This is a genomic window from Xanthomonas sp. NCPPB 4037 (genome assembly GCF_041475695.2).
GTDB lineage: Bacteria > Pseudomonadota > Gammaproteobacteria > Xanthomonadales > Xanthomonadaceae > Xanthomonas > Xanthomonas campestris.
Genome location: NZ_CM191261.1, coordinates 2,194,413 through 2,220,027, shown reverse-complemented (window position 1 = coordinate 2,220,027; position 25,615 = coordinate 2,194,413). Strand labels below are relative to the sequence as shown.

At 65.5% G+C, this 25,615-nt stretch carries 20 protein-coding genes and 1 pseudogene; 3 read left to right on the top strand and 18 right to left on the bottom strand.

Features of this window, described 5'->3' with window-relative positions:
* Nucleotides 1–46 precede the first annotated feature (46 nt).
* The 5 genes from ACCQ01_RS09945 to ACCQ01_RS09925 form a co-directional block, all read right to left on the bottom strand.
* Nucleotides 47–2,212 carry an ATP-binding protein gene (locus ACCQ01_RS09945; RefSeq protein ID WP_228419481.1) on the bottom strand — a complete coding sequence of 722 codons (2,166 nt, stop codon included), beginning with the start codon at nt 2,210–2,212 and terminating at the stop codon, nt 47–49.
* Nucleotides 2,213–2,214: 2 nt separating this feature from the next.
* A complete protein-coding gene (gene rpfG, locus ACCQ01_RS09940; protein WP_011037024.1) occupies nt 2,215–3,351 on the bottom strand; it encodes a cyclic di-GMP phosphodiesterase response regulator RpfG in 1,137 nt (378 codons plus the stop codon).
* A 138-nt stretch (nt 3,352–3,489) separates the two neighbouring features.
* On the bottom strand, nt 3,490–5,007 hold the full coding sequence (lysS, locus tag ACCQ01_RS09935; protein ID WP_228433366.1) for a lysine--tRNA ligase: 1,518 nt from the start codon (nt 5,005–5,007) through the stop codon (nt 3,490–3,492).
* Nucleotides 5,008–5,218: 211 nt separating this feature from the next.
* Nucleotides 5,219–6,344 (bottom strand): peptide chain release factor 2 gene (gene prfB, locus ACCQ01_RS09930; RefSeq protein ID WP_100097357.1). Its coding sequence is split into 2 segments (ribosomal slippage): nt 5,219–6,268 and nt 6,270–6,344, totalling 1,125 coding nucleotides; the frame shifts between segments, so codons are not numbered across the junction.
* Between the two features lie 73 nt (nt 6,345–6,417).
* On the bottom strand, nt 6,418–7,266 hold the full coding sequence (locus tag ACCQ01_RS09925) for a LytTR family DNA-binding domain-containing protein (protein ID WP_228433431.1): 849 nt from the start codon (nt 7,264–7,266) through the stop codon (nt 6,418–6,420).
* A 208-nt stretch (nt 7,267–7,474) separates the two neighbouring features.
* On the opposite strand from ACCQ01_RS09925, the pseudogene ACCQ01_RS09920 reads away from it, so the two are divergent.
* The 3 genes and pseudogenes from ACCQ01_RS09920 (at nt 7,475) to ACCQ01_RS09910 (ending at nt 11,239) form a co-directional block, all read left to right on the top strand.
* Nucleotides 7,475–8,656: pseudogene (locus ACCQ01_RS09920) on the top strand (acyltransferase family protein).
* A 202-nt stretch (nt 8,657–8,858) separates the two neighbouring features.
* Complete coding sequence (locus tag ACCQ01_RS09915; RefSeq protein WP_228433368.1) at nt 8,859–10,121, top strand: acyltransferase family protein; 1,263 nt, start codon at nt 8,859–8,861, stop codon at nt 10,119–10,121.
* Between the two features lie 89 nt (nt 10,122–10,210).
* Nucleotides 10,211–11,239, top strand: a complete 1,029-nt coding sequence (locus ACCQ01_RS09910; RefSeq protein ID WP_114998193.1) for a DUF1176 domain-containing protein — start codon at nt 10,211–10,213, stop codon at nt 11,237–11,239.
* Nucleotides 11,240–11,326: 87 nt separating this feature from the next.
* Here ACCQ01_RS09910 and recJ read toward each other — a convergent pair whose 3' ends face one another.
* The 13 genes from recJ to ACCQ01_RS09845 form a co-directional block, all read right to left on the bottom strand.
* Nucleotides 11,327–13,066, bottom strand: coding sequence for a single-stranded-DNA-specific exonuclease RecJ (gene recJ, locus ACCQ01_RS09905; RefSeq protein WP_228433370.1), 1,740 nt, complete (start codon nt 13,064–13,066; stop codon nt 11,327–11,329).
* Nucleotides 13,063–13,983 (bottom strand): phosphoglycerate mutase, encoded by a 921-nt coding sequence (locus ACCQ01_RS09900; protein ID WP_228433372.1) that lies wholly within the window; start codon nt 13,981–13,983, stop codon nt 13,063–13,065. The genes recJ and ACCQ01_RS09900 overlap by 4 nt, the downstream gene beginning before the upstream one ends.
* 3 nt (nt 13,984–13,986) lie before the next feature.
* Nucleotides 13,987–14,451, bottom strand: coding sequence for a transcription elongation factor GreA (greA, locus tag ACCQ01_RS09895; RefSeq protein ID WP_014507602.1), 465 nt, complete (start codon nt 14,449–14,451; stop codon nt 13,987–13,989).
* Nucleotides 14,452–14,459: 8 nt separating this feature from the next.
* On the bottom strand, nt 14,460–17,702 hold the full coding sequence (gene carB, locus ACCQ01_RS09890) for a carbamoyl-phosphate synthase large subunit (protein WP_228433374.1): 3,243 nt from the start codon (nt 17,700–17,702) through the stop codon (nt 14,460–14,462).
* A gap of 57 nt (nt 17,703–17,759) precedes the next feature.
* Nucleotides 17,760–18,311: a hypothetical protein gene (locus ACCQ01_RS09885; protein WP_228433376.1), complete on the bottom strand. Its 552-nt coding sequence runs from the start codon at nt 18,309–18,311 to the stop codon at nt 17,760–17,762.
* Entirely contained in the window at nt 18,311–19,438 is a 1,128-nt protein-coding gene (gene carA, locus ACCQ01_RS09880; RefSeq protein WP_228433378.1) for a glutamine-hydrolyzing carbamoyl-phosphate synthase small subunit, read from the bottom strand. The genes ACCQ01_RS09885 and carA overlap by 1 nt, the downstream gene beginning before the upstream one ends.
* A gap of 240 nt (nt 19,439–19,678) precedes the next feature.
* Complete coding sequence (gene dapB / locus ACCQ01_RS09875; protein ID WP_011037010.1) at nt 19,679–20,395, bottom strand: 4-hydroxy-tetrahydrodipicolinate reductase; 717 nt, start codon at nt 20,393–20,395, stop codon at nt 19,679–19,681.
* Between the two features lie 74 nt (nt 20,396–20,469).
* Nucleotides 20,470–21,198 (bottom strand): MOSC domain-containing protein, encoded by a 729-nt coding sequence (locus ACCQ01_RS09870; protein WP_228433380.1) that lies wholly within the window; start codon nt 21,196–21,198, stop codon nt 20,470–20,472.
* Nucleotides 21,195–22,496 carry an aminotransferase-like domain-containing protein gene (locus ACCQ01_RS09865; protein WP_323370335.1) on the bottom strand — a complete coding sequence of 434 codons (1,302 nt, stop codon included), beginning with the start codon at nt 22,494–22,496 and terminating at the stop codon, nt 21,195–21,197. Before ACCQ01_RS09865 ends, ACCQ01_RS09870 begins: the two co-directional genes overlap by 4 nt.
* Before the next feature lie 105 nt (nt 22,497–22,601).
* The gene (locus ACCQ01_RS09860) at nt 22,602–23,102 is read right to left on the bottom strand and encodes a nuclear transport factor 2 family protein (protein WP_228433384.1); all 501 of its coding nucleotides are present in this window, start codon (nt 23,100–23,102) and stop codon (nt 22,602–22,604) included.
* 63 nt (nt 23,103–23,165) lie between these two features.
* Nucleotides 23,166–23,414 (bottom strand): DUF6587 family protein, encoded by a 249-nt coding sequence (locus tag ACCQ01_RS09855; protein WP_011037006.1) that lies wholly within the window; start codon nt 23,412–23,414, stop codon nt 23,166–23,168.
* Nucleotide 23,415: 1 nt separating this feature from the next.
* A complete protein-coding gene (gene feoB, locus ACCQ01_RS09850; protein WP_228433386.1) occupies nt 23,416–25,275 on the bottom strand; it encodes a ferrous iron transporter B in 1,860 nt (619 codons plus the stop codon).
* A complete protein-coding gene (locus tag ACCQ01_RS09845) occupies nt 25,272–25,520 on the bottom strand; it encodes a FeoA family protein (protein ID WP_228433433.1) in 249 nt (82 codons plus the stop codon). The genes feoB and ACCQ01_RS09845 overlap by 4 nt, the downstream gene beginning before the upstream one ends.
* Nucleotides 25,521–25,615: the final 95 nt, after the last annotated feature.

Here is a 25,615-nt window from a genome sequence, read left to right as displayed (position 1 = left end):
GCATGCCATCAGGGGGATCAGGCCCGGCGTACCGCCGGGCTTCTGGTCACGACGCGTCTTCTCCGGAATCTTTTCCGAAACGTTCTTTAGCGCGCGATTCAAGCGCGGCACGACCCAACTGCAGACTGCGTTGCAGCTGAGCCACACGCATCTGCCATTCGGTCATGATCTGCGCATCGGACATGCCCATCAACTCACCACCCTGCTCGGCCAACGTCACCAGACCAAGATTGCTGGCAACGCCCTTCGTCGCATGAGCATGCTCACGCAGCTGCCCCCACTCGTCCGCCTGCGCATCGATGGTCATCGCAGCGATACAGGATTCGGCATCACTCAAACATTGGCGGATAAACTCCTTCTCGAAATTCGCCCCCATGCCGAGAGACGCCAACTCGTCGAGCACAGTGCCGTCGAGAACTCCATCCGGCGCCACGCCGATACGTACAGGCATCACATTCGCCTGCGGCAATTTTCCATTCACTGCAATTTCGGCAAGCGTGTCCAGCAGCTTTACCGCAACAACCGGCTTGGCCAGAAAAGCATAAGCGCCCGCTTGCTCGCAGTTGCGAATTGCCTCCGGCGTTACATCTGCACTCAAGACAACAACCGGGGTTCTAGGTTGGGATCCTGCCTGCATGACACGTAATTGCTTCAGCAAATCCAAACCACTGACGCCAGGCATATGCAGGTCGACAATGGCCACGTCGAAGTCGGCCTCAGAAAGGGCATCCAGCACCTGCTCGCCGCCATTGACGCAAGTCACCTTGTGACCGGCTTTTTGCAATAGCCGCTGCAACACCATCCGGTTGGCCGCATGGTCGTCCGCCACCAGGATCTGCAATGTTCGAACGCGCGCCCGGTGACGCAGGAACGGGTCGGTAAACGCGATGACGTTGCCAGTATCTCCGGGTGCGGCGTTGTCTTTTACCGCCCTGACAGCAGCCAACTCGCTCGCCAGGTCGAACGGCAATTCGAACCAGAAGCGACTGCCACCACTCGGATTCTCTACAAAACCGATTTCGCCGCCCATCGATTCGACCAGTCCTTTGGCGATCGTAGTGCCAAGGCCACTGCCCTCAAAACGTCGCGCCAAACTGTTATCGGCTTGCTCGAAGGCCTCGAACAAGCGCGGCTGCATATCGAGTGGAACCCCGATACCCGTATCGATCACATCAAAACGCAAGCGCACCTTGTCCGGTGTGGAACGCTCGACGACCCCAATCGTGACGTCGATATGCCCTCTATCGGTGAACTTGACCGCATTGCCAGTCAAATTCAACAGGATCTGACGAAGATGTCCTGCATCGCCCTGCAAGAGATCGGGCACATCGGGGGCAATGGCCACCGCATAGTCCAGACCCTTGACCCTTGCCTGCGGCTGAAGAATCAAATCAATAGTACCGAGAAGATCCCTAAGCGCGAAATCCCGATGCTCGACCCGGACTTTGCCCGCTTCGATGGCAGAGATGTCCAGGACCTCTTCCACCAATGAAAGCAAACTCCGGGCAGACGCCTGAATTGTGTTCAAGCACTCCCGTTGCTCGGCATCCAGGCGAGTGGTTGCCAAAACCTCTGTCATGCCCGAAAGCCCGTTGAGCGGGGTCCGGAACTCGTGGCTCATGTTTGCCAGAAAGCGACTTTTCGCTTCACTGGCGCGCCGCGCTTCTGCGGTAGCACGCGTCAGCTTGCTGAGGAGGCCGGACAGGTACAGCGGAATGGCGGCAAGTCCAAGCCACAAGCCAATACCCAAACCGAAGTTGCGCTTCCAGTAGGCATTAGTCGCCAGCGTAATGCCAAAACTCAGCATCGCCATGACGACCGCAAGATAGAGATAGCGATTGCCAAAGCGCAGACCGTTGCCGATGGTTACCCACATCACCACGACGTAGATGCACGCCATCGGCTCGCCAATGGCACTCATGGCCATCGACATCAGCCCGTAGTCCGCCAGCATGCCGATGACGCGCCGCGGGTGCGAACGCTCCGGCTTCAGCACGATCCAGGTAAAGATCATCAGCGCCAAGGCCTGACTGAGCAGGGTCAGACCGACGACGTAAAACAGTTGCGTTGACGGCAATGCCCAGCGACTGGCGAACAGCACCTCGTAGGTCAGAATCAGCGCCACCATGGCAATGCGGATCAACGCCTGACCATGTTCACTGTCCTGGCGCTGCGCAAGCCTGCTACGCACCTCGCTGAGTAAGGCCAACATCCTCACACCCCAGGACGCGCCGATGCGGTGGAGAACTGTCCGCAGATCTGCTCCAGTTGCGCGCGCCCGCGCAGCAGTGCGTCCACGCAGCGCGGGTCGAACAGCCGACCGCGTTGGGCGTATAGGTAGGCTAGCGCTGCATCCATCGTCCATGCTTCCTTGTAAGGCCGTGCCGAGAGCAGTGCGTCGAAGACGTCGGCCACTGCCACGATGCGTGCTTCCAGCGGTATCGCCTCGCCCACCAGGCCGTCGGGATAACCGCTGCCATCGTAACGCTCGTGATGGCGTAGCGCGATCAGCGCGCCCACCTGGATGAAGCGGTTCTGGCTGCCGCTGAGCAGCTCATAGCCGATGCGCGGGTGGCGCTTCATCACGTTCATTTCGTCTTCGGTGAGCTTGCCCGGCTTGAGCAGCACCGAATCGGGAATGGCGATCTTGCCCATGTCGTGCAGCGGCGCGGCCATCTCGATGATGCGCACTTCTTCTTCCGACAAGCCCAGCTGCTCGGCCACCAGGCCGGCCACGTGCGACATCCGCTCCAGGAAGGCGCTGGTGCCGCCGTCGCGGTATTCGATGGCACGTGCCAGGCGCGAAAGCGTTTCGCGTTCGCGCTCTTCGACCTCGTTCATGCTCGCAAGCAGGCGTTGCTCCAGCGACAGCGCACGTTGCTTGACGCTCTCGCTCTGCTGGCGCAACTGCAACAAGTTCGAGCAGCGGGCGCGCAGTTCGCGCGGCCGGATCGGCTTGACCAGGAAATCGATCACGCCCGCTTCCAGCGCCGCCTGGCGGATCGGCTCGTCGCCGACGATGGTGATCAGGATGATCGGAATGTCGCGGTGGCTCGGCAAACGGCGCAGCCGCCGCGCGAACTCCAGCCCGTCCATGCCCGGCATCCGGTAATCGAGCAGTAACAGATCCACGCGACCAGCTTCGCACCAGGACAGCGCGTCCAGCGGATCGCCGAAATCGTAGACCTTCAACTCCGGCGCGATGTCTTCGATGACATGACGCAGCATTGTCCGCGCGGACATCTGGTCATCGACAATGACGATGTTCAATCCCAGATCCGCCTTTTCCGACCAGCTTCCCCATGTCTCCGCCGAAGATACACCCGCCGGATTCCCTAAAACATCCTGCATAACCGTTTCTCCTCTCGTTCGAGAACGGGAAAGCGACGACGTCGGTCCCTGTACCGACTCCTCCGGCCATACCGTGACCGGAGCTCCGCCCTAGCATATGCAGTATCTGTGCCGTCGGCACGCGGCGGCACAAAAAAATCAGGCTTCCGGACGCATGTAGGGGAACAGCAGCACGTCGCGAATGGAGGTACTGCCGGTCAGCAGCATCACCAGCCGATCGATACCGATGCCCAGCCCGCCGGTCGGCGCCATTCCGTACTCCAGGGCACGGATGTAGTCAGCGTCGTAATGCATCGCTTCGTCGTCGCCGCCGTCCTTCGCCTGCACCTGGGCCTGGAAACGCGCCGCCTGGTCTTCCGGGTCGTTGAGCTCCGAGAACCCGTTGGCCAGCTCCTTGCCATTGATGAAGAGCTCGAAGCGGTCGGTATACCCCGGCTCGGTGTCGCTGGCGCGTGCCAGCGGCGACACCTCGACCGGGTGGTCGGTGATGAAAGTCGGCTGCACCAGCGTGTGTTCGACGGTGGCTTCGAAGATTTCCAGCAGCAGCTTGCCCCAGCCGTAGGACGGCTTGACCTTGATCTTGAGCCGCTCGCAATGGCGCAGCAGCGCGGCGTAGTCGGTGCAATCGGCCGCGCTGATCTCCGGGTTGTGGTGGCGCACTGCCTCATCCATGCGCCAGCGTCGGAAAGCCGGCGCCAAATCAATGTCGGCGCCGTCCCAGCTGACCTGGGTGGTGCCGAGCACGCCCTGGGCGGTGTCGCGGATCACCTGTTCGGTCAGGTCCATGATCTCGTGGTACGTGGCATAAGCCTCGTAGAGCTCGAGCATGGTGAACTCGGGGTTGTGCCGGGTCGACACGCCTTCGTTGCGGAAATTGCGGTTGATCTCGTAGACGCGCTCCAGCCCACCGACCACCAGCCGCTTGAGGTACAGCTCCGGGGCCACGCGCAGGTACAGGTCCAGATCCAGCGCGTTGTGGTGGGTACTGAACGGCTTGGCGGTGGCGCCGCCGGGGATGTAATGCATCATCGGCGTCTCCACTTCCAGGAAGCGGCGCGCGTCCAGCCAGGCGCGGATGGCGCGGATGATCTTGGAGCGCTTGATGAAGACCTCGCGCGCTTCCGGGGTCACGATCAGGTCCACATAGCGCTGGCGATAGCGCTGCTCCACGTCCGACAGGCCGTGCCACTTATCCGGCAGCGGACGCAGCGACTTGGTCAGCAAACGCAGCGCACTGGCCTTGACCGACAGCTCGCCGGTCTTGGTACGGGTCAGCCCGCCCTCCACCGCCACGATGTCGCCCACGTCCCAACCCTTGAAGGCGGTGTAGGCATCGCCCAGCACATTGCCCTGCAGGAACAACTGCACACGCCCGGACTCGTCCTGGATCTGCGCGAAGCTGGCCTTGCCCATCACCCGCTTGGCCATCAACCGGCCCGCCAGCTTGACGCCGCGGTCGGCCGCTTCCAGCGCTTCGGCAGTCCAGGTTTCGGCATCGGCGAACTCGGCCTGCAGGTCGCCGGCAAAGTGGGTGCGCACGAAATCGTTCGGATAGGCGATGCCCTGGCCGCGCAACGCGCCCAGTTTCGCGCGCCGCTCGGCGATGAGGCTGTTCTCGTCGGCGGGGAGCTGCGGCGTGGGGGTCTGTTCGGTCATGGCGGGAATCGATCTGCAATGGGTCGGGCACGGGCCCGGTGGGGGTAAGGCGCCGGTAGGGCCGGCGCCGCTGCAACGGTGCAGCGAGATGGAACGATCACGCAGCGGTGTCGCGTGGCGTGAGATGGCAAAGCGTCGCTGGCGAGCAACGCGGTCTCCGCAGTGCTGCAGTGCGCCGGTGCGACGTTACCGCCGCACTGGCGCACCACACTCAGGCATCCAGGCGTTTGGAGCCCGCCGCCAGGCCGGCCTTGAGGCTGGCTTCGACGAATTCGTCCAGATCGCCATCGAGTACCTTCTGGGTATCGCTGCGTTCGATGCCGGTGCGCAGATCCTTGATGCGGCTCTGGTCGAGCACGTAATTGCGGATCTGGCTGCCCCAGCCGATGTCGGACTTGGTCGCTTCCAGCGCATCGCGCTCGACGTTGCGCTTCTGCACTTCCAGCTCGTACAACTTGGCGGCCAGCATCTTCATCGCGTTGTCGCGATTTTGGTGCTGGCTGCGGCCGGTCTGGCAGGCGACCACGGTATTGGTCGGAATATGCGTGATACGCACCGCCGACTCGGTCTTGTTGACGTGCTGACCACCGGCACCAGAGGAGCGGTACACGTCGGTACGCAGATCGGCCGGATTGATGTCGATCTCGATGTTGTCGTCCACTTCCGGCGACACGAACACCGAAGTGAAGCTGGTATGCCGGCGGTTGTCGGAGTCGAACGGCGACTTGCGCACCAGCCGGTGCACGCCGATCTCGGTCTTCAACCAGCCATAGGCGTACTCGCCTTCGATGCGGATCGTGGCCGATTTGATGCCCGCGACTTCGCCGCCGGACACTTCCATCAGCTCGGTCTTCCAGCCGCGCGACTCGGCCCAACGCAGATACATGCGCAGCAGGATTTCCGCCCAGTCCTGGGCTTCGGTACCACCGGCGCCGGCCTGGATGTCGACGAACGCGTTGGCGCCGTCCATCTGGCCGGAGAACATGCGCTGGAATTCCAGCTTTTCGACGTGCGCCTGATACTTGTCCAGGTCGGCGATCACCGCCACGGCGGTATCTTCGTCCTGCTCGCTCTCGGCCAGGTCCAGCAACTCGCCGGCATCGGTGAGGCCGGCCAGCACATCGGCGATGCCGATGACGGTCTTTTCCAGCATGGAGCGCTCGCGTCCCAGCGCCTGGGCGCGCTCGGCGTCGTTCCAGACATCGGGGCTCTCAAGCTCCCGGCTGACTTCCTCTAGACGCTCTTTCTTGACGTCGTAGTCAAAGATACCCCCTGAGCGAGAGCACGCGATCGTTGAGATCGGTGATGCGCTGGCGGATCGGATTGGTTTCGATCATGACGGACTTCCGGCAAACAAGCCCGGTAGTTTAGCAAGCGGGCGGCGACGGCGGAACGCGGTGGCCATCCAGTTCAGCCCGGCACAACCGGCACCGTTGGCGCCTCTGCATGGCCGGCGGCCCGCCGCAGCGACCCCAGGTAACGACGGCTGCACGGCAGCGGGCCATTGCCGGACAGGTGCACGCGCGCCTCGCCGGCGTCCAGCGGCTCGATCGAAACCACGCAGCCCAGGTTGACGATGTAGCTGCGATGGATCCGCACGAACACGGCCGGATCGAGCTTCGCCTCGATCGCCGTCATCGTGCTGCGCAGCGGATAGTCGTGCCCGCGCACATGCAGATTGACGTAATTGCCGGACGCCTGCAGCCATTCAATATCGGCGGCGGCGACCAGGAAATCGCGCCCCAACTTACGTACCAGAAAGCGTCCCGGGCGCTCGAGCGACTCCACCGGCGCGCCTTCGTCGGGCGCAGCCAGCAGCCGCACTTCGCCCTGCAAGCGCCGCAACAGAAACCGGTAGCCGTGCATGCACGCGACGATGATCGCGAAGGTGCGCACATCCTTGAGATATTCGTAGACCAGTTCCTGCGGCCACGCGCCGAACTCGTAATGCTCGCCCAGCAGCCGATAGGCCAGCATGCGTAGCCCGACCATCGTCAGCACGTGCACCACCGAGACCGCCACGCTGACCAACAGATACCAGGGCAGCCGGCGCCACCAGGTATCCAGATGCAACGGCAGCTTGCGCGTGAACCAGCCAATGACGGGGACGAGCATTAGCAGCCAGACCAGGCCGCTGGACAGCTCCCAGACCCAGGGTTCCCAGCTCTGGATCGGCAGCCCGGCGCGCCGGCGATCCATCAACTCGGTCACCGCGTTGCCGCTGGCGTTGACCACCACCACCAGTAGCCAGAAGAACATGCCTGCGCTGCGCTGCCACGGCAGAAAGCGCTCCAGGGTCGTGCGGGCGGGGTCAGTGCTCATCCCTGTATTCTAGGGCTGGCACGGCCGGTCGCCCCCACTGCAGACGCCATTCGTCCCCGAATCTCCCGATGTCGCCCCTATCCGCTGGGCGCCTGCAGCGCCACCCCATGTAGTTGGCCCCCATCGGCGATGGCAGAGGCAGCCAATGCAAAGGCGTCACGATCTGGACTGGCTGCGCGTCATCGCGTTTGGCCTGCTGGTGCTTTACCACGTCGGCATGTACTACGTGACCTGGGACTGGCACGTCAAAAGTCCCACCACCCAGCTGATGCTGGAGCCGCTCATGCTGCTCAGCAGCCCGTGGCGGATGTCGCTGCTGTTGCTGATTTCCGGTGTCGCCACAGCATTCATGCTGCGCAGCAAGCCGGAGGACTTGCTGTATCGACGCTTGCGCCAGCTGCTGCTGCCGCTGTTGTTCGGCATGGCCGTGATCGTGCCGCCACAGTCCTATTATCAAGTGGTGGAACAATGACCCGGCGGCTACCACGAGGGCTACCTGGCGTTCTATGCCAAGTATCTGAGCGCCTACCAAGGATTCTGTGGCGCCGACGGCGACTGTCTGCGCCTGCCGACCCGGAACCATCTGTGGTTCTTGCCTTACCTGTGGGCTTACACGCTGGTGGCCTGGTTCCTTTGGCGCCTGCTTCCTGCCGACACGATGGTGCAGATACGCGCATGGACCGCGCGAGCAGTTCGGGGCTGGCGGGTGCTGTTGGTACCGGTGACGCTCCTGGCGCTGGCACGTCTGCTGCTGGTGGCTCGCTTCGAGCAGACCCATTGGCTGTTCGACGATTGGTACAACCACGCGCAGTACCTGACGATCTTCCTGATCGGAGTGCTGATTGCGCCAATGACCAGCGTCTGGGAGTCGCTGCAACGCCTGCGCTGGGTGGCACTGCTGCTGGCCGTTTGCAGCTACGCGTTGATGATCCACACCTGGTATTTCTCCATTTACGATGACGCGCATCCTGCGCCGACCACTCTGCGCCTGCTCTTGCGGGTGCTGTGGGCGGTCGACCAGTGGTGCGCGATCGCCGCCATCCTGGGCTTTGCCTATCGTTTCCGTCGTGCAGACGGCGCCGCCTTGCGTTATCTCACCGCTGCCGTGTTTCCGGTCTATGTGCTGCATCAGACCATCATCGTGGTCCTGGCACATTCCCTTAAGCCACTGGCACTGCCGCAACTGGTCGAGAGTGCGACGCTGATCGTCGTGACCGCCGCGCTGTGCCTGGCGGGCTACGAGATCATCCACAGACAGCGCTGGCTACGGCCGCTTTTTGGCCTGCCAGCGATGACACCATTGCGCGCGGCTCCCGTCATAAAGTAAAGAGACGGCGACGTAGCGACGCCAGAGCCGGCCTTCGCTCGGGTGAAACTATTCGCGCATCTCGGGCCAATCGCCCGCTTGCCGTCCCCTGTTCGTCCCCGTGGGACCGCAACTGGTCACACAGGGACGGCATTGCTCCCTTGGCGCAACTATATGGGGCCGGATTGCCGAGGATGCGGGCACGCCTTCCAACGACACGACCATGAACGAGCGCCGCCACGATATCGATGCCTTGCGCGTCTTCGCCTTCGCCCTGCTGATCCTCTATCACGTGGGCATGGCCTACGTGGCCGGCTGGGAGTTCCACCTCAAGAGTGCCTATACGGCCGAGTGGTTGCAGGCGCCGATGATCGTTCTCAACCGCTGGCGCATGCCGCTGCTGTTTATGATCTCCGGCATTGCGATCGGACTGGCGCGTGCGGAACGCGCGCCGTGGCAGTTCGCATGGCGGCGCTGCGGCCGGTTATTGCCTCCATTGCTGTTCGGCATGTTCGTGGTGGTGGCGGTGCAGGCGTATTGCCAGGGCGTGACGAATGGAAAGGTCAGCCCGGGCTTTGGCGCCTTCCTGCTGCGCTATTGGCAGGTGCGTCCCTGGCCGGCCGGCAGCTTCGATGGCTGGGAGCACGGCATCACCTGGAACCATCTGTGGTACGTGGCCTACTTGCTGCCGTACACGCTGTTGCTCCTGGCGCTAGTGGCGCTGGCCCGCGCGCTGCCGACGCTGGCACTGCCACGGCTGCCCGCCGCCGTGCTGGTACCGGCGCTCTTGCTGCTGCCGATCCTGTGGGAAAGCATCTGTGTGCTGTGGGTGCTGCCGCGCTACCCGCCTACCCACGCCTTGGTCGGCGACTGGTTCGTGCATGCCGAATCGTTCCCGTTGTTCCTGCTGGGCTATCTGCTGGCGCATAACGCGCGCTTTTGGCGCTGGGCGGTGCAGCTGCGCTGGCTCACCTTGGCGAGCGCGGTGCTGGCAATCACGGTGGAGCTGACCTTGCGGGCGGGCGGCCAATCGCTACTGCCGGCCGGCTTGCAAACCGCGCTGGCAGCGCTGCCGCTGGGGGTGATAGAGCGCCTCGCGCGCGCTGCCTATACATGGCTGGCCTTGCTCGCTTTGCTGGGCTGGGCGCGGCATGGCCTCAACCGCCCGTTCGCCTGGTTGCCGTACTGCACCGAGGCCGTGTTTCCCTGGTACATCCTGCATCAGAGCCTGATCATCGTCGCGCTGTACTGGCTGGCGCCGTTCAAGCTCGGTGCGTGGCTGGAGCCGGTCTTGGTGCTGGCGGCGACCGTGGCCGGATGCCTGTTGCTGCATGAGCTGGTCATCCGCCGCCTGCGTTGGCTGCGTCCGTTGTTCGGTGTGCCGGCGCGTCCCCGCGCCGCGCCCGCTGTGGGCACGGCTGTCTCTGCGGCTGCTGAGCACCCAGGCGAGCCTAGGCAATGCGATCAACGCCGCGTGTTGTCCTAACCCGCGCCAACCTTGCTCCGCCGCGGGATGGACGGCAGCTGCCGGCGCCACGCAAGATGCGCGTCCGTTCCTGTTGTTGAAGATCATCGATGCGCCCTTCCCTGTGTACCGCCCTGTTATTGCTCTCGCCTGTCGCCGCGCTCGCCGCGCCGGCCACCAGCGTCGATTTCAGTCACGACGACTGGACCATTGCCTGCGACAACACCCGCACCTGCCGCGCTGCCGGTTACCAGGCCGATGACAGCGACCCGCCGGTGTCGGTGTTGCTCACCCGTAAGGCCGGTGCCGGCCAGGCGGTGACGGCGGAGCTGATGCTGGGCCAGTACGACGAGGTCAAGATGCCGGCCTCGCTTAGCCTGCAGATCGATCAGCGCGACCAGGGCAAGCTGGCGCTGGATGGCAAGCGCGGCACTGCGGTGCTGACCAGTGCGCAGGTCGGTGCGCTGCTGGCGGCGTTGCCACGCAGCAGCAAGATCGTGGCGGTCGGCAACGATGGCCGGCGCTGGCAGTTGTCCGATCGCGGCGCGGCCGCGGTGCTGCTGAAAATGGACGAATTCCAGGGCCGGATCGGCACCCGCGGGGCACTGGTGCGCAAGGGCGACCGCGACGAAACCGCCGTGCTGCCGCCGTTGCCGGCACCCCAGGTCCGCGCGGCCAAGCTCGCCGCAGCGCAGGCAGGCGACGCACGCCTGGGCACGCTGCCGGCGCTGTATCAGGCGCTGCGCGCCACCCTTCCTGCCGATGAGGAGTGCAAGGGGCTCGACGCCAGCGATGCGTCGGAACCGCTGAACGTGACGCGCCTGACCAACGAGAAGTTGCTGGTCTCTACCGATTGCTGGATGGGCGCCTACAACATCGGCACCGGCTTCTGGGTCGTCAATGCGCGCGCACCGTTCGCCCCAACCCTGGTGACCCTACACGCCAGCGACCTGGATGGCGCCACCATCCTGGAGTCGCAAAAGGGCCGTGGCCTGGGCGACTGCTACAGCCAGGCGGCGTGGACCTGGGATGGCCGCCGTTTCGTGCTGACCTCCAAGTCCACCTCCGGCCTGTGCCGGCTGGTCGCCGCCGGCGGCGCCTGGGAGCTGCCAACCGTGGTGGCCGACGTCAAACAATAACTGGCCCGATCACCCGGCCGGCGCATCGTCAACGGCGCGGTCTGCAGCACGACAGATCGCACCAGGCCTGCGCCCGGAGCGCACCTCTCAACCCGCTGACGCCGCCGGCTCGCAGTGCTCGACGATGAGCTGTACCGCAGTGCCACCGCGGTAGTCGTCACCGACCAGCCGATAGGCGATGCGCACCGTGCGCGCCGGCTCGCTGCCGCGCCAGCCATTGAAGTGGATGGCGTTGAGCGGCTCGGCGCGCCCGGCGCAGCGCAAGGTCAGCTTGAGGTGGCGCTCCTTGAGCAGGCGCCATTGCAGCACCTCGAATTGGCCATCGAACAGCGGCTCGGGAAAGCCCTGCCCCCACGGCCCGGCGGCACGCAGCGCTTCGGCATGCAGATGATCGAGTTCGTGCGCGGCCAGCTCGCCATCGCTGTGCAATTCGGCCTGCAACAGCGAGGCATCGACCATCGCCTGCACCTGGGTCTGAAACGCCTGCTCGAACGCGGCCAGCGCGCGGTGCTCCAGGCTCAGGCCGGCCGCCATCGCATGCCCGCCGAACTTCTGGATCAGGCCTGGATGGCGCGCATCCACCGCCGCCAGTACGTCACGGATATGCAGGCCGGGAATGGAGCGCGCCGAGCCGCGCAACTGGTCGCTGCCCGGCTCAGCCGGTGCCAGCGCAATCACCGGACGGTGCAGGCGGTCCTTGAGTTTGGAGGCGACCAGGCCGATCACGCCTGGGTGCCATTCGGGGTCGAACAGGCAGGCGGCCATCGGCAGCGCACCGTCGGCAGCCAGCATCACCTTGGTGACGGCCTGCTCGGCATCGTCGGTCATCAACTGCTGCACCGCGCGGCGCTCGGCGTTGATTTCTTCCAGCAGACCTGCGATCTCGCGCGCCCGGCTCCAGTCCTCGCACAGCAACAGTTCGATGCCCAGCGCCATGTCTTCGAGCCGACCGGCGGCGTTGAGACGTGGCGCCAACGCAAACCCGATATCGCTGGCACTCAACCGCGCCGCATCGCGGCCACTGGCGTCGATCAACGCGCGCAGGCCGATACAGCCTTTGCCGTCACGCAGGCGGCGCAGGCCCGCCGACACCAGTGCGCGGTTATTGGTGTCCAGCGGCACCAGATCGGCCACCGTGCCCACGGCCACCAGATCCAGCAGCACCGACAGATCCGGTTCTGCGCGCTCGGCAAACGCCCCGCGCGCGCGCAACACGCCACGCAAGGCGAGCAGCACATAGAAGATCACCCCAACCCCGGCCAGCGTCTTGCTCGGGAAACTGTCCTGCACCAGGTTGGGGTCCACGATCGCATCGGCCGGCGGCAAGACCTCGCCGGGCAAATGGTGATCGGTCACCAGCACGGTCCAGCCGCGCGCTTTGGCTGCCGCAACACCGGCATGACAGGCGATGCCGTGGTCGACGGTGACCAGCAGATCCGGCTGCAGTGCGGCAAGTTCGTCCACCAGCGCCGGCGACAGGCCGTAGCCATGCACCATGCGATTGGGTACCGCATGGTGCACATCCAGCGCGCCCAGCATGCGCAGACCGCGCACGCCGACTGCGCACGCGGTAGCGCCATCGCAATCGAAGTCGCCTACCACCAGGATGCGCCGCTGTGCAGCAATTGCATCGGCCAACAGTTCGGCGGCGACGCGGCTGTTGTGCAACAACTCCGGCGACAACAGCTGGCCGAGCCGCGGGTGCGCGCCCTGCACATCGACCACGCCGCGCGCGGCGTAGATCCGCCGCAACAACGGCAGCATTGCGTCAGGCCAGGTGCCGCCCTGCCCGGGCGGGCGTCGCACAATCGTGGGGCTGGAGGTCATTGCACCAGCTGCAGGCGCGGCTTCCGCCAGAACCGCCAGCGCTGCGTGCGCTGCAGCGTCAAAGTCTCGCCGTCCTGGAAATCCAGCACCAGGCGATCGAGTTCGCCGCGCGCGATGGCGGCGAGCAAGGGCGCCACCGCATCGGCACTGAACTGCTCCAGCGAGCGCAGGTGGCGCAGATCCACCAGCGCATCCACGCGCTGCTCGCCCTGCGCATCGGCACCTGCGGCAAGCGCCAGCGAACGCAGCAACGAATCGCGACTGCGTACCTGGCGGTGCGGCGAGGTCACTGCGTGCGGCAGCACGCCGCCACCCCAGAACCACAGCGAATTGATCGGCGGCTTGCCGTTGGCCACGCGCCCCTCGTTCCAGGGATGCTGGTGCAGCACCACCTGGGCTTCGGTCAGCAGCGCGCGCCAGCGCCGGCCCGTGTCGCCGGCCGGCAAATGATCGAACAGGTCTTCACCGATCGCCGCTTCGGGTGAGGCGAACTCCGGCAGCTGTGCATCCGGCGACAGCCGCAGATACCAGCGCGAGGGCGTGGGTGCATCCAGCAGAAAACCGGCATCGCCAAACATCGGCTTGAGCACCGGCAACAGCATTGCCAGGTCTTCGGCGGTGGCGCCCAGTGCTTCGCCATAGCCCATCAAGCGCGCGCCCTGCATGTCCGGCACCACATAGGCAGGATCGGCGCGGACCCAGGTCGCGCCAGCGGCGTCGCCGGCATCGAGCTGACGCGTCAGCGCCGCCACCGGCCACTGGCGCGGGGTGAGCGCGAAATGGCGCTGCAACTGCGCCACTTCGCCAGCTTCGGCCGGCTGCACATCGGCGCGCGCCAGTGCACGCGCCACCGCTGCATCGCCCAGGGTTCCGGGCAGGCGGCGGCGTTCCGGCAGCAGCAGGGTCGCGGTGGTCATCGATCAGTCGAGATACGCCACGCTGACGACTTCGTATTCGCGCTGCCCGGCCGGCGCATCGATGGTCACCGAATCGCCTTCCAGCTTGCCGATCAGCGCACGCGCCAGCGGTGAGGAGATCGCGATCAGGCCCAGCTTGATGTCGGCTTCCAGATCGCCAACGATCTGGTAGCGCTTCTCTTCGTCGGTTTCGGTATCGGCCAGCGTCACGGTGGCACCGAACACGATCTTGGTGCCAGCCGCCAGCTTGGTGATGTCGATGATTTCCGCATGCGACAGCTCGCCCTCGAGCTGCTTGATGCGGCCTTCGATGAAGCTCTGCTGCTCGCGCGCGGCGTGGTATTCGGCGTTTTCCTTGAGGTCGCCGTGCGCACGCGCTTCGGCAATCGCGGTGATCACCGCCGGGCGCTTGACCGACTTCAGGTGGTCCAGTTCCTCGCGCAGACGCTGCGCGCCCTTGGACGTCATGGGGGCTCTCATGCTTCCAGCTCCTTGTGCAGTTCCTGCAGCGACCAGACGGGGCCGGTGCCGCGGAATTCCAGTGAATGCACCAGCGCCTTGGCGCCGGCGACGGTGGTCGAATAGGTCACGCGATGCTGCAGCGCTTCACGACGGATCGAGAACGAATCGGAGATCGCCGCGCGCCCTTCGGTGGTGTTGACGATGTAGACGATCTCGCCGTTCTTGATCGAGTCGACGATATGCGGCCGCCCTTCGGCCACCTTGTTGACGATCTCGCAGCTCAGGCCGTGCTGCTGCAACCACGCACCGGTGCCACGCGTGGCCACCAGGGTGAAGCCGCGTTCCACCAGGGCCTGGGCCACCGGCAACACGCGCTGCTTGTCCGGGTCACGCACCGACACGAAGGCCTTGCCCAGCGGCGGCGCCTTAATGCCGCCGGCTTCCTGCGCGCGTGCAAACGCAGCGCCGAAGCTGCGGCCCACGCCCATCACCTCGCCGGTGGAGCGCATCTCCGGCCCGAGGATCGGGTCCACGCCCTGGAACTTGGCGAACGGGAAGATCGCCTCCTTCACCGAGTAGTAGTCCGGCACGATTTCCTTGGTGGCGCCCTGCTCGGCCAGCGTCTTGCCGGCCATGCAGCGTGCAGCGATCTTGGCCAGCGGCATGCCGGTGGCCTTGGACACGAACGGCACGGTGCGCGAGGCACGCGGGTTCACTTCCAGCAGGTACACGATGTCATCGCCGGCGTCGTTGACCTGCACCGCGAACTGGGTGTTCATCAGGCCGACCACATTCAGGCCTTCGGCCAGCATCACCACCTGGCGACGCAGCTCGGCCTGGGTTCCGGCCGACAGCGAATACGGCGGCAGCGAGCAGGACGAATCGCCCGAATGCACGCCGGCTTCTTCGATGTGCTCCATCACCCCGCCGATCAGCACGTTGCCGTCCTTGTCGGCAATGATGTCCACGTCTACTTCCACCGCGTTGTCGAGGAAGCGGTCCAGCAACACCGGCGAATCATTGGAGACCTTCACCGCATCGCGCACATAGCGCGCCAGGTCGGATTCGCCGTACACGATTTCCATCGCGCGGCCGCCCAGCACATAGCTCGGGCGCACCACCAACGGGTAGCCGATTTCGCGCGCCAGCACCAAGGCCTCGTCGGCATTGCGGGCAATGCGGTTCGGCGGCTGCTTCAGGCCCAGCTTGTCCACCAGCTGCTGGAAGCGCTCGCGGTCCTCGGCCAGATCGATCGAGTCCGGCGAGGTGCCGATCACCGGCACGCCGTTGGCTTCCAGCGCACGCGCCAGCTTCAGCGGGGTCTGGCCGCCGTACTGCACGATCACGCCCTTGGGCTGCTCCAGCTCGACGATCTCCAGCACGTCTTCCAGCGTCAGCGGCTCGAAGTACAGGCGGTCGGAGGTGTCGTAGTCGGTGGAAACGGTTTCCGGATTGCAGTTGACCATGATGGTCTCGAAGCCGTCATCGCGCAGCGCCAGTGCCGCGTGCACGCAGCAGTAGTCGAACTCGATGCCCTGCCCGATGCGGTTGGGGCCACCGCCCAGGATCATGATCTTGTCGCGGTTGCTCGGCAGCGCTTCGCACTCGTCCTCGTAGGTCGAATACAGGTACGCAGTGCTGGTGGCGAATTCGGCAGCGCACGAGTCCACGCGCTTGTACACCGGGCGCACCTTGAGCGCCCGGCGCAGCGTGCGCACGGCTTCTTCGTTGGTGCCGATCAGCTCGGCCAGGCGTGCGTCGGAGAAACCGGCGCGCTTGAGCAGGCGCAGGCGTGGGGCATCCAGTGCCGCCATGCCATCGTCGGCCAGCTGCTGCTCGAGGCTGATCAGCTCTTCGATCTGGTCCAGGAACCAGGGGTCGATGAACGACAGCGCATACACATCGGCCACGCTCATGCCGGCACGGAACGCATCGCCCACGTAGAACAGACGCTCCGGGCCCGGAGCCTTCAGCTCGCGCTTGAGCGCGGCCATGTCGTCTTCGCTGCCCAGATCCAGGCCGGTCGGGTCCAGGCCGATCTTGCCGGTTTCCAGGCCACGCAGCGCTTTCTGCAGCGATTCCTGGAAGGTGCGGCCCATCGCCATGACTTCGCCGACCGACTTCATCTGCGTGGTCAGGCGAGCATCGGCCTGCGGGAACTTTTCAAACGCAAAGCGCGGAATCTTGGTGACCACGTAATCGATCGACGGCTCGAACGAGGCCGGGGTCAGGCCACCGGTGATCTCGTTCTTCAATTCGTCCAGCGTGTAGCCCACCGCCAGCTTGGCGGCAACCTTGGCGATCGGGAAGCCGGTGGCCTTGGAGGCCAGCGCCGAGGAGCGCGACACGCGCGGATTCATTTCGATCACCACCACCCGGCCGGTGGTCGGGCTGATGCCGAACTGCACGTTGGAGCCGCCGGTATCCACGCCGATCTTGCGCAGCACCGCGATCGAGGCATCGCGCAGGCGCTGATATTCCTTGTCGGTGAGCGTCTGCGCCGGCGCCACGGTGATCGAGTCACCGGTGTGCACGCCCATCGGGTCGAGGTTTTCGATCGCGCACACGATGATGCAGTTGTCCGCGGTATCGCGCACAACTTCCATCTCGAATTCCTTCCAGCCCAGCACCGATTCTTCCACCAGCACTTCGGTGGTCGGCGACAGTTCCAGGCCGCGGCCGACGATGTCGATCAGCTCTTCGCGGTTGTATGCAATGCCGCCACCGCTGCCGCCCAGCGTGAAGCTGGGGCGGATGATGGTCGGGTAGCCGACGCGGGTCTGGATATCCAGCGCTTCTTCCAGCGTGTGCGCCACTTCGGCCCGGGGGCAATCCAGGCCGATCTCGCCCATTGCCACGCGGAACAGCTCGCGGTCTTCGGCCATGCGGATCGCTTCGCGCTTGGCACCGATCAGCTCGACGTTGTACTTCTCCAGCACGCCGTGGTCGGCCAGGTCCAGCGCGCAGTTCAGCGCGGTCTGGCCGCCCATCGTCGGCAGCAGGGCATCGGGCTTTTCCTTGGCGATGATCTTCTCGACCGTCTGCCAGTTGATTGGCTCGATGTACACGGCGTCGGCCATGTTCGGGTCGGTCATGATCGTGGCCGGGTTGCTGTTGACCAGCACCACGCGGTAGCCCTCGTCGCGCAGCGCCTTGCACGCCTGCGCGCCGGAGTAGTCGAACTCGCAGGCCTGGCCGATGACGATCGGGCCGGCGCCGATGATCAGGATGGTTTTAAGGTCGGTGCGCTTTGGCATTGTCTTCTCTAAGTCTGGACAGCGTGACAAATAGGGGGAGTGATCGGACGCTGTCGATCAGGAAACGGCATCGGCGGTCAGCACGATGCCGCACTGCGCCTTCAGGTCTTTCGCCATGCGTGCTTCGTGGTCGTCGGGCATCGGCGAGGCGGCATCCAGCGCGGCCATCAGGCGTGCGCCGGAGGGGCTGCGCAGGAACGTGTCCAGCTCGGCACGTGCCTTCTCGTCCAGCCCTGCACCGGCCCTGTCAGCAATCGTCTGCGCGTTGGAACCGGCAAACACACTCGCCAGCGACTTGCCGGCGGAGGTGTCCAGAAACTGCGCCCAATCGGCAACCACCTGCGCGCCGTCGGCGCCGAGACCGGCGATCATCGAGCTGCGAAAGCCTTGGTCGATCATGTCCTGGATCGGCTTGCGCGCGCAGACGCGCTGCGCATCGTCCAGCGCGCTCAACGATGGCGTGCTCTTGACCGTCAATTCGGCCATGTCGGTTCCAAGCCCGCCCATGCCCAACCGGGTCACCAGCGTCTTGACTGCGCCATCGCTGGCTGGCGCGGCATGCACCACACCCACCGTGCAGCACAGCGCCAGCAGCAGGCATCCCCGCATCAAGACTTCGCCTCGGCCATCGATGCGACAAACCGATCGAACAACGGCCCGACATCGCGCGGGCCCGGCGAGGCTTCCGGGTGGCCCTGGAACGAGAACGCCGGCGCGTCGGTCAGCGCGATGCCCTGGTTGGTGCCATCGAACAGTGAGCGGTGGGTCACCCGCACGTTGGCCGGTAGCGTGGTTTCGTCCACCGCAAAGCCATGGTTCTGCGAGGTGATCATCACCCGGCCGCCCTCCAGATCCTGCACGGGGTGATTCGCGCCGTGGTGGCCGGTGGCCATCTTGACCGTCTTGGCACCGGCGGCGAGCGCCAGCAACTGATGGCCCAGGCAGATGCCGAACGTGGGCACCTTCTTGGCGATCAATTCCTGGATCGCGCTGATCGCGTAATCGCACGGCTCCGGGTCGCCGGGGCCATTGGACAGGAACACGCCGTCGGGCTGCAGCGCCAGCACCTCGGCCACCGACGTCTGCGCCGGCACCACGGTGACGTCGCAGCCGCGCTCGGCCAGCATGCGCAGGATGTTGATCTTGACGCCGTAATCGTAGGCCACGACCTTGAACTTCAGCTCGGCCTGCACGAAGGCGTTCGCGTCCAGGTCCAGCTGACCTTCCTGCCACTGATAGGTGGTTTCGGTGGAGACCACCTTGGCCAGGTCCATGCCCTTCAGGCCGGGGAACTTGCGCGCGGCTTCCAATGCCTTTTCGACATCGATCTCGCCGGCCATCAGTGCACCGTTCTGCGCACCCTTCTCGCGCAGCAGACGGGTCAGCTTGCGGGTGTCGATGCCGGAGATGGCCACCACACCGCGGGTCTGCAACCAATCCGGCAGCGCCACCTGGTTGCGCCAGCTGCTGGGACGGCGCGGCACATCGCGCACGATCAGGCCGGCGGCCCACACCTGCTTGGCCTCGTCGTCCTGATCGTTGAAACCGGTGTTGCCGATATGCGGATAGGTCAGCGTGACCATCTGGCGGGCGTAGGACGGATCGGTCAGGACTTCCTGGTAACCGGTCATGGCGGTGTTGAACACCACTTCGCCGACGGATAGCCCGTTGGCGCCTACGGATTCGCCCTCGAACACGGTGCCGTCTTCGAGGACAAGGATTGCGGGTTGGGTCACGTGGGGTCTCGCTCTGGCTGCCTGGGACTCCGATGCGCTCCCGGCCAAATTCCGGTTGCAGCAAAGCGCGGACGCGGTGCTGGGGACCGGTCCGACGCTAGGTTCGGGCAAGCGAGAATTGTAAAGGCAAGTGCCCCGGCATGCCAGTGCGCGGCACACCGATCAGCGCAGGCGCCGCACGGGTGCCAGGTGAATACGGCCCGCTGGCATGCGTCCATTCATGTAACGGACGCCCCGCGTTTACAGCACCAGATCGCGCACCCGGTAACTGCCCGGCGGCTTGCCGAGCAGGCGCTTGGCCGCATGCAACGCACCGCGCGCGAAGATGTCGCGGTTGGTGGCGCGGTGGATCAGCTCGACGCGTTCACCCAGCCCGGTGAACTGCACGCTGTGCTCGCCGACGATGTCGCCGGCACGCACGCTGGCGAACCGCGGCTGCGCCCCGCTGCCGGTGGCAGCCTCGCCCAGCGTCAGCGCGGTGCCCGAGGGAGCGTCCTGCTTGTGCACGTGATGGGCTTCGATGATGTCGCAGTCCCAACCCGGCAGGCTGCCGGCGGCGCGCTCCACCAGTTCGGTAAGCACCGCCACGCCCAGGCTGAAATTGGACGCCCACACCAGCGGAATCTGGCCCGCTGCCTGCAGCAAGCCGGCCCGTTGCGCCTCGTCCAGCCCGGTGGTGCCCGAGACTAGCGGTTTGCCGCGCTGCACGCACAACGCCAGGATCGGCGCAAAGCCCTGCGGCAGGCTGAAGTCGATCGCCACATCGAACGCCGGCGCACCGCCCAGTTCGTTGGCGGCGAAGTACGGCACGCCATCCACCACACGCTGCGAGGGCGACCGCCCCACCACCGCACCGACGACGTGCAAGGCGTCGTCTTCGGCGGCCAATCGCAGCAATGCCTTGCCCATGCGCCCGGAGGCACCGTGGATCAGAACTTTCACGGGAGAAGTTGTCATGGGGTCAGGCTAGCGAGGCGGCAACGGTTTCACAAGATGAACCGGCAACCGCCTGCTGCGCGTGACGCCACCACTCACCCCGGATCGACAGCGCCGTGCAAGCGTGCGCCCCAACTCTCCACTTCGCGGCGCTGCAGGCGGCGCTCGAACAATGCGCGCCACGACGGCACCAGCGGCAGCTGCAACACCGCGGCAATGGCCTCGGCATCCACCTCGCGCGCATACAGCACCTGCTGCACACGCGACAGCGTCCACTGCGGATGCGGGCGTTCCAGCAGCGTCAGCGCATCGCCGGCCGCCAGCTGCCCGGGCTGCAGCACGCGGTAGTACCAGCCGGTGCGGCCGCTGTCCTGGACGCGGCGCGCCATGTCGCGCAGGCCGAAGCGGTCGGAAAGTTTCCAGCACGGTTGCCGCAGTTGCGACACCTCCACCACCGCACTGCCCAGCGCCAGGCGATCACCCAGGCAGACATTGGCCTCGGTCAGGCCGAGGCTGCTGAGGTTTTCGCCGAACGCGCCGGCCGCCTCCAGCAACGCATGCGCGCCGATCTCGGCCTGCCACGCCGCATAGTGGTCGCGCGGGTAATGGTGGATCGCCTTGTCGGGACCGCCATGCACGCGGCGGTCGCCCTGCTCGTCGCCTTCCAATCCTTCTGCACCGATCTGCAGCGGCCGCGTGACCATGCGCTTGTCGATCGCACTGCGGCTGCCTGGGCGGGTGAAGTCGCGCGCCACGCCGGTGGCCACGCTGTCGATCCGCGTCAACTGCGTCGGTGTAGAGAGGCGTGTCTCCGCAGCGCTCACGCGCCCTGCCCCGGCAGCTCCGCCAATGCCTCACGCAGCAACTCGCCGAGCACCTGGATGCCGGCATCGATGCGTTCGCCCGGCACGGTAACGAACGACAGCCGCAGCGTATTGGTCTGCGGCAAGGTGGCGAAGAACGGCGCGCCGGGCACAAACGCGACATTGCGCGCGATCGCACGCGCCAGCAGCACGCTGGCATCCAGGCCCTGCGGCAGCGTCACCCACAGGAACATGCCGCCGTCGGGACGATTCCACTGCACCTGCGGCGGAAAGTGCCGCTCCAGCGCCTCCAGCATCAGGCTGCATTGCCGCGCATACAGCGCGCGGATCTGCGGAATATGCGTGTCCAGGAAATCGTCCTGCAACGTGGAGTGCACCAGGCGCTGGGTAAACGACGGCGTATGCAGATCGGCCGCCTGCTTGGCCTGGATCAACTTGCCCAGCACTGCCTCCGGTGCCACCACGTAACCCAGGCGCAGACCAGGCGCCAGCACCTTGGAAAACGAGCCCATGTAGATCACCCCGTCCGGGTGCATCGACAGCAGGCTCGGCAGCGGCTCGCCGCTGTAGTACAGCTCGCCGTACGGGTCGTCTTCGACGATCGGCACGCCCGCCTTCGCAGCCCGCGCCACCAGCGCCTGGCGACGCGAGAGCGGCAGCCGGCGCCCGGTAGGGTTCTGGAAATTGGGCAGGCAATACAGAAAGCGTGCATTGGCCAGCAGCGAGGGGTCCAGCGCATCCACCACCACGCCATCGGCATCGGACGGCATGCCGACAAAGTTGGGCTGGAACAGCGAAAACGCCTGCAAGGCACCGAGATAGCTCGGCGTCTCCACCAGTACTTTGCTGCCTTCGTCGATAAAGATCTTGCCCAGCAGATCCAGCCCCTGCTGCGATCCGGTGGTGATCAGTACCTGGGTCGGGCGGATGCTGGCGCCATCGCGGCTCAGCCGTGCAGCGACCCACTCGCGCAGCGGCAGATACCCTTCGGTGGGGCCGTATTGCAGCGCCGCCTGCGGCGCATCACGCAGCACCTGGTCGCTGGCCGCACGCATGCGCTCCACCGGAAACGTGGCCGGCGACGGCAGGCCGCCGGCAAAGGAAATCACCTCGGGCCGTTCGGTGATCTTGAGGATTTCGCGAATCGCCGAACTGGTCAGCGCCTGCGCACGTCGGGAGATCTGGAAAGAGGTCGTCATCAACCAAGCATAGCGACTGCCCGCCGCCAACGCGCTGTGCGCTGCAGCGAACGCGGTGCGGCCTGATTGCGATTGTTTACCGCGTGATCGCGCTGCCATGCGTGCATTCGGCAGCGCATGGCATCACCGCTTGGCGCGCTCACTGCCGCACGATGCTGAAAGCGCCAGTGCTCCCGCGCACCAAAGGCGGCGCGCGCGCCGCGCTCAGTCGTACGCCGGCCCGACCCAGGCGGTGCCTTCGCTGCGTTCCACCAGGGTCTTCCAGCGCTTGCGAATCACCTTGTCGCGGCTGCGCAAAGTCATGCGCATGCCGGGCAACCCGATCGTGGCGCGGGTTTCGACCATGGCCGAGGCTTCGTCCGGTGCAATCTCGACCTTGGTGATGGAGTGCTTGTAGTCCATCACGTCTTCCAGGTTGACCGACGGATGCACCTGGCGCAGCGCCTGCGCCCACTCGCCATTGGCCTTGCAGTATTTTTCGCGCGTGGTGGTGCGGCGCTGCTGGTGCGAATCCATGCGGTACAGCACCACCATCTCGAAGTCTGGTGCGGTCATGGCGCACAAGGCCTCACCATCCTGGGCCAGCATCGCCTTGTCGTGCGCGGCATACAGATCGCGCACCTGCTGCTCGTCCAGCGCATTCCCACCGTAGTTATAAATCCCCGCAATCGCTGCCAATACGGCCAGCAACACCAACACACGCATCGCCTTTCCCCTGAACTGCCGCGTCCTGCGGCCGCGCAAGTGTAGCGAAGGCGCTGCCGGCCGTCAGTGGCTGCGCGGCGTTTTCGGCCCGCAACTGTCGCAACCACCGCAGGCGGCCGCGCCCTGCCCAGCGGGCGGTGCGACGCGGCGCCCCATTGCCTGCATCCACGCGGGGCGGCCCTCGCGCACTAAGGCGAGCGCAAGCGCGCCGCGCAAACGCCGCAGCGTGCCGGGGAACTGCTTCTTCATCACCACCCAGGCGCTCACCAGCACGGCGAGCGCGATGATCACGTATTGCAGGGTCAGCGACATCTCAGCCAGCTCCGAACAACACGGCAAGCTGGTAGGTCACCAGCGAGGCCAGATAGGCCAGCGCGAACAGGTACACCGCACTGATGCTCATCTGCTTCCAGGAATTGGTTTCGCGCTTGATGGTGGCCAGCGTGGAGATGCACATCGGTGCGTAGATGTACCAGACCAGCAACGACAACGCGGTGGCCAGCGACCAGCCGTCGCTGATCAACGGCGACAGCGCCTGCGCTGCGGCATCGTCATCGGCCGCGGACAGCGCATAGACCGTGGCCAGCGACGCCACTGCCACTTCGCGCGCCGCCAGGCCGGGAATCAGCGCAATGCAGATCTGCCAGTTGAAGCCCAGCGGCGCGAAGAACACCGCCATCGCATGGCCGATCCGCCCGGCGAAGCTGTAGTCGATTGCGGGCAACGTGGCATTGGCTGGTGCGGCCGGGAACGACAGCAGGAACCACAACAGAATGGTCAGCGCCAGGATGATGCCGCCCACGCGCTTGAGGAAGATCACCGCGCGCTCCCACAGGCCCAGCGCCAGATCGCGCAGCTGCGGCACGCGGTAGGACGGCAGCTCCAGCATCAACGGATGCTCGCTCTTGTCGCGGCGCCACTTCTTCATCGTCCACGACACCAGCAGCGCGCTGACGATGGCCGCGGCATACAGCGCGAACAGGATCAGCCCCTGCTGATTGAAGATGCCCCACACGGTCTTCTGCGGGATGAAGGCACCGATCAGCAAGGCGTACACCGGCAGGCGCGCCGAGCAGGTCATCAACGGCGCCACCATGATGGTGGCCAGGCGGTCGCGCGGATCCTGGATGCTGCGGGTGGACATGATGCCCGGCACCGCGCATGCAAAGCTCGACAGCAGCGGGATAAAGGAGCGCCCCGACAGGCCGGCCGAGGCCATCATGCGATCGAGCAGGAACGCCGCGCGCGGCAGGTAGCCGGATTCTTCCAGCGCCAGGATGAAGGCGAACAGGATCAGGATCTGCGGCAGGAAGACGATCACCCCACCCAGGCCAGCAATGATGCCGTCCTTGAGCAGGCTGTTGAGCGGACCTTCGGCCATGTGGGTGCCAACCCAGTCGCCCAGCATCGCGGTGCCGGCATCGATCAGGTCCATCACCGGCGTGGCCCAGGCGTACACCGCCTGGAAGATCAGGAACATCACCACCGCCAGCGTCACCAAGCCCCAGATCGGGTGCAGCAGCCAGCGGTCCAACGCATCGTCCACACGCGAGGTACGCGTCGGCATGGTCACTGCCGCGCTCAGGATCTGCCGCACCTGGGCGTGATAGTTGCCATCGGCCGGCGGCGTGGCGCTCGGTGCCGCCAGGTGCGCAGCCTGCGCGTCGATGCGCTCGACCAGCGCCTTGGCGCCGCCGCGTCGCACCGCCACCGTCTCGACCACCGGCACACCGAGCGCCTGCTCCAGTGCGGGCAAGTCGATGACGATGCCGCGCCGCTGGGCGGCATCCATCATGTTCAGCGCCACGATCATCGGGCGGCCTAGCTCACGCAGCTCCAGCGCAAAGCGCAGATGCAGGCGCAGGTTGGTCGCGTCCATCACATAGACCAGCACATCCGGCGCCGGCTCGCCCGGATAAAACCCGCGGCACAGATCGCGGGTAATCGCTTCGTCCAGACTGGCCGGCTGCAGGCTGTAGGCGCCTGGCAGATCCAGCACCGCGAACTCGCGCCCGGAAGGCGCGCGGAAATGGCCTTCCTTGCGCTCGACGGTGACGCCGGTGTAATTGGCCACCTTCTGCCGGCTGCCGGTCAGCTGGTTGAACAAGGCGGTCTTGCCACTGTTGGGGTTGCCCACCAACGCCAGCCGCATCGGCAGGCCGATCGCGCTCATGCCGCCACTCCGTCGTCGCGCACCTGCACGCGGGCCGCCTCGCTGAGGCGCAGTGCAAAACGCGTATAGCCAACCTGCACCAGCAACGGCTCGCGACCGACCGGGCCCATCGCCAGCACCGTCACTTCTTCCCCCGCCACGAAGCCCAGTTCGCGCAGACGCCGGGCGATGGTGTCGTTGGGCTGACGGTCCTGCACGGATTCCACGGTGGCGACGCGATGCAATGGCATATCCGACAACGTCACAAAGACGGCCTGATTGTTAGGAATGGTTCTCAATTCTAGCATCGACGCACCGCGTCATGGCTCCAGCGGGTGGGCCGGCTATCATGGTTCGCATC

Bases quoted from the DNA above. Each gene is read 5' to 3' on its own strand.
- ACCQ01_RS09945 (WP_228419481.1), bottom strand. From the start codon at position 2,212: ATGTTGGCCTTACTCAGCGAGGTGCGTAGCAGGCTTGCGCAGCGCCAG.
- rpfG (WP_011037024.1), bottom strand. From the start codon at position 3,351: ATGCAGGATGTTTTAGGGAATCCGGCGGGTGTATCTTCGGCGGAGACA.
- lysS (WP_228433366.1), bottom strand. From the start codon at position 5,007: ATGACCGAACAGACCCCCACGCCGCAGCTCCCCGCCGACGAGAACAGC.
- ACCQ01_RS09925 (WP_228433431.1), bottom strand. From the start codon at position 7,266: ATGTTCTTCTGGCTACTGGTGGTGGTGGTCAACGCCAGCGGCAACGCG.
- ACCQ01_RS09915 (WP_228433368.1), top strand. From the start codon at position 8,859: ATGAACGAGCGCCGCCACGATATCGATGCCTTGCGCGTCTTCGCCTTC.
- ACCQ01_RS09910 (WP_114998193.1), top strand. From the start codon at position 10,211: ATGCGCCCTTCCCTGTGTACCGCCCTGTTATTGCTCTCGCCTGTCGCC.
- recJ (WP_228433370.1), bottom strand. From the start codon at position 13,066: ATGACCTCCAGCCCCACGATTGTGCGACGCCCGCCCGGGCAGGGCGGC.
- ACCQ01_RS09900 (WP_228433372.1), bottom strand. From the start codon at position 13,983: ATGACCACCGCGACCCTGCTGCTGCCGGAACGCCGCCGCCTGCCCGGA.
- greA (WP_014507602.1), bottom strand. From the start codon at position 14,451: ATGACGTCCAAGGGCGCGCAGCGTCTGCGCGAGGAACTGGACCACCTG.
- carB (WP_228433374.1), bottom strand. From the start codon at position 17,702: ATGCCAAAGCGCACCGACCTTAAAACCATCCTGATCATCGGCGCCGGC.
- ACCQ01_RS09885 (WP_228433376.1), bottom strand. From the start codon at position 18,311: ATGCGGGGATGCCTGCTGCTGGCGCTGTGCTGCACGGTGGGTGTGGTG.
- dapB (WP_011037010.1), bottom strand. From the start codon at position 20,395: ATGACAACTTCTCCCGTGAAAGTTCTGATCCACGGTGCCTCCGGGCGC.
- ACCQ01_RS09865 (WP_323370335.1), bottom strand. From the start codon at position 22,496: ATGGCAGCGCGATCACGCGGTAAACAATCGCAATCAGGCCGCACCGCG.
- ACCQ01_RS09860 (WP_228433384.1), bottom strand. From the start codon at position 23,102: ATGCGTGTGTTGGTGTTGCTGGCCGTATTGGCAGCGATTGCGGGGATT.
- ACCQ01_RS09855 (WP_011037006.1), bottom strand. From the start codon at position 23,414: ATGTCGCTGACCCTGCAATACGTGATCATCGCGCTCGCCGTGCTGGTG.
- feoB (WP_228433386.1), bottom strand. From the start codon at position 25,275: ATGAGCGCGATCGGCCTGCCGATGCGGCTGGCGTTGGTGGGCAACCCC.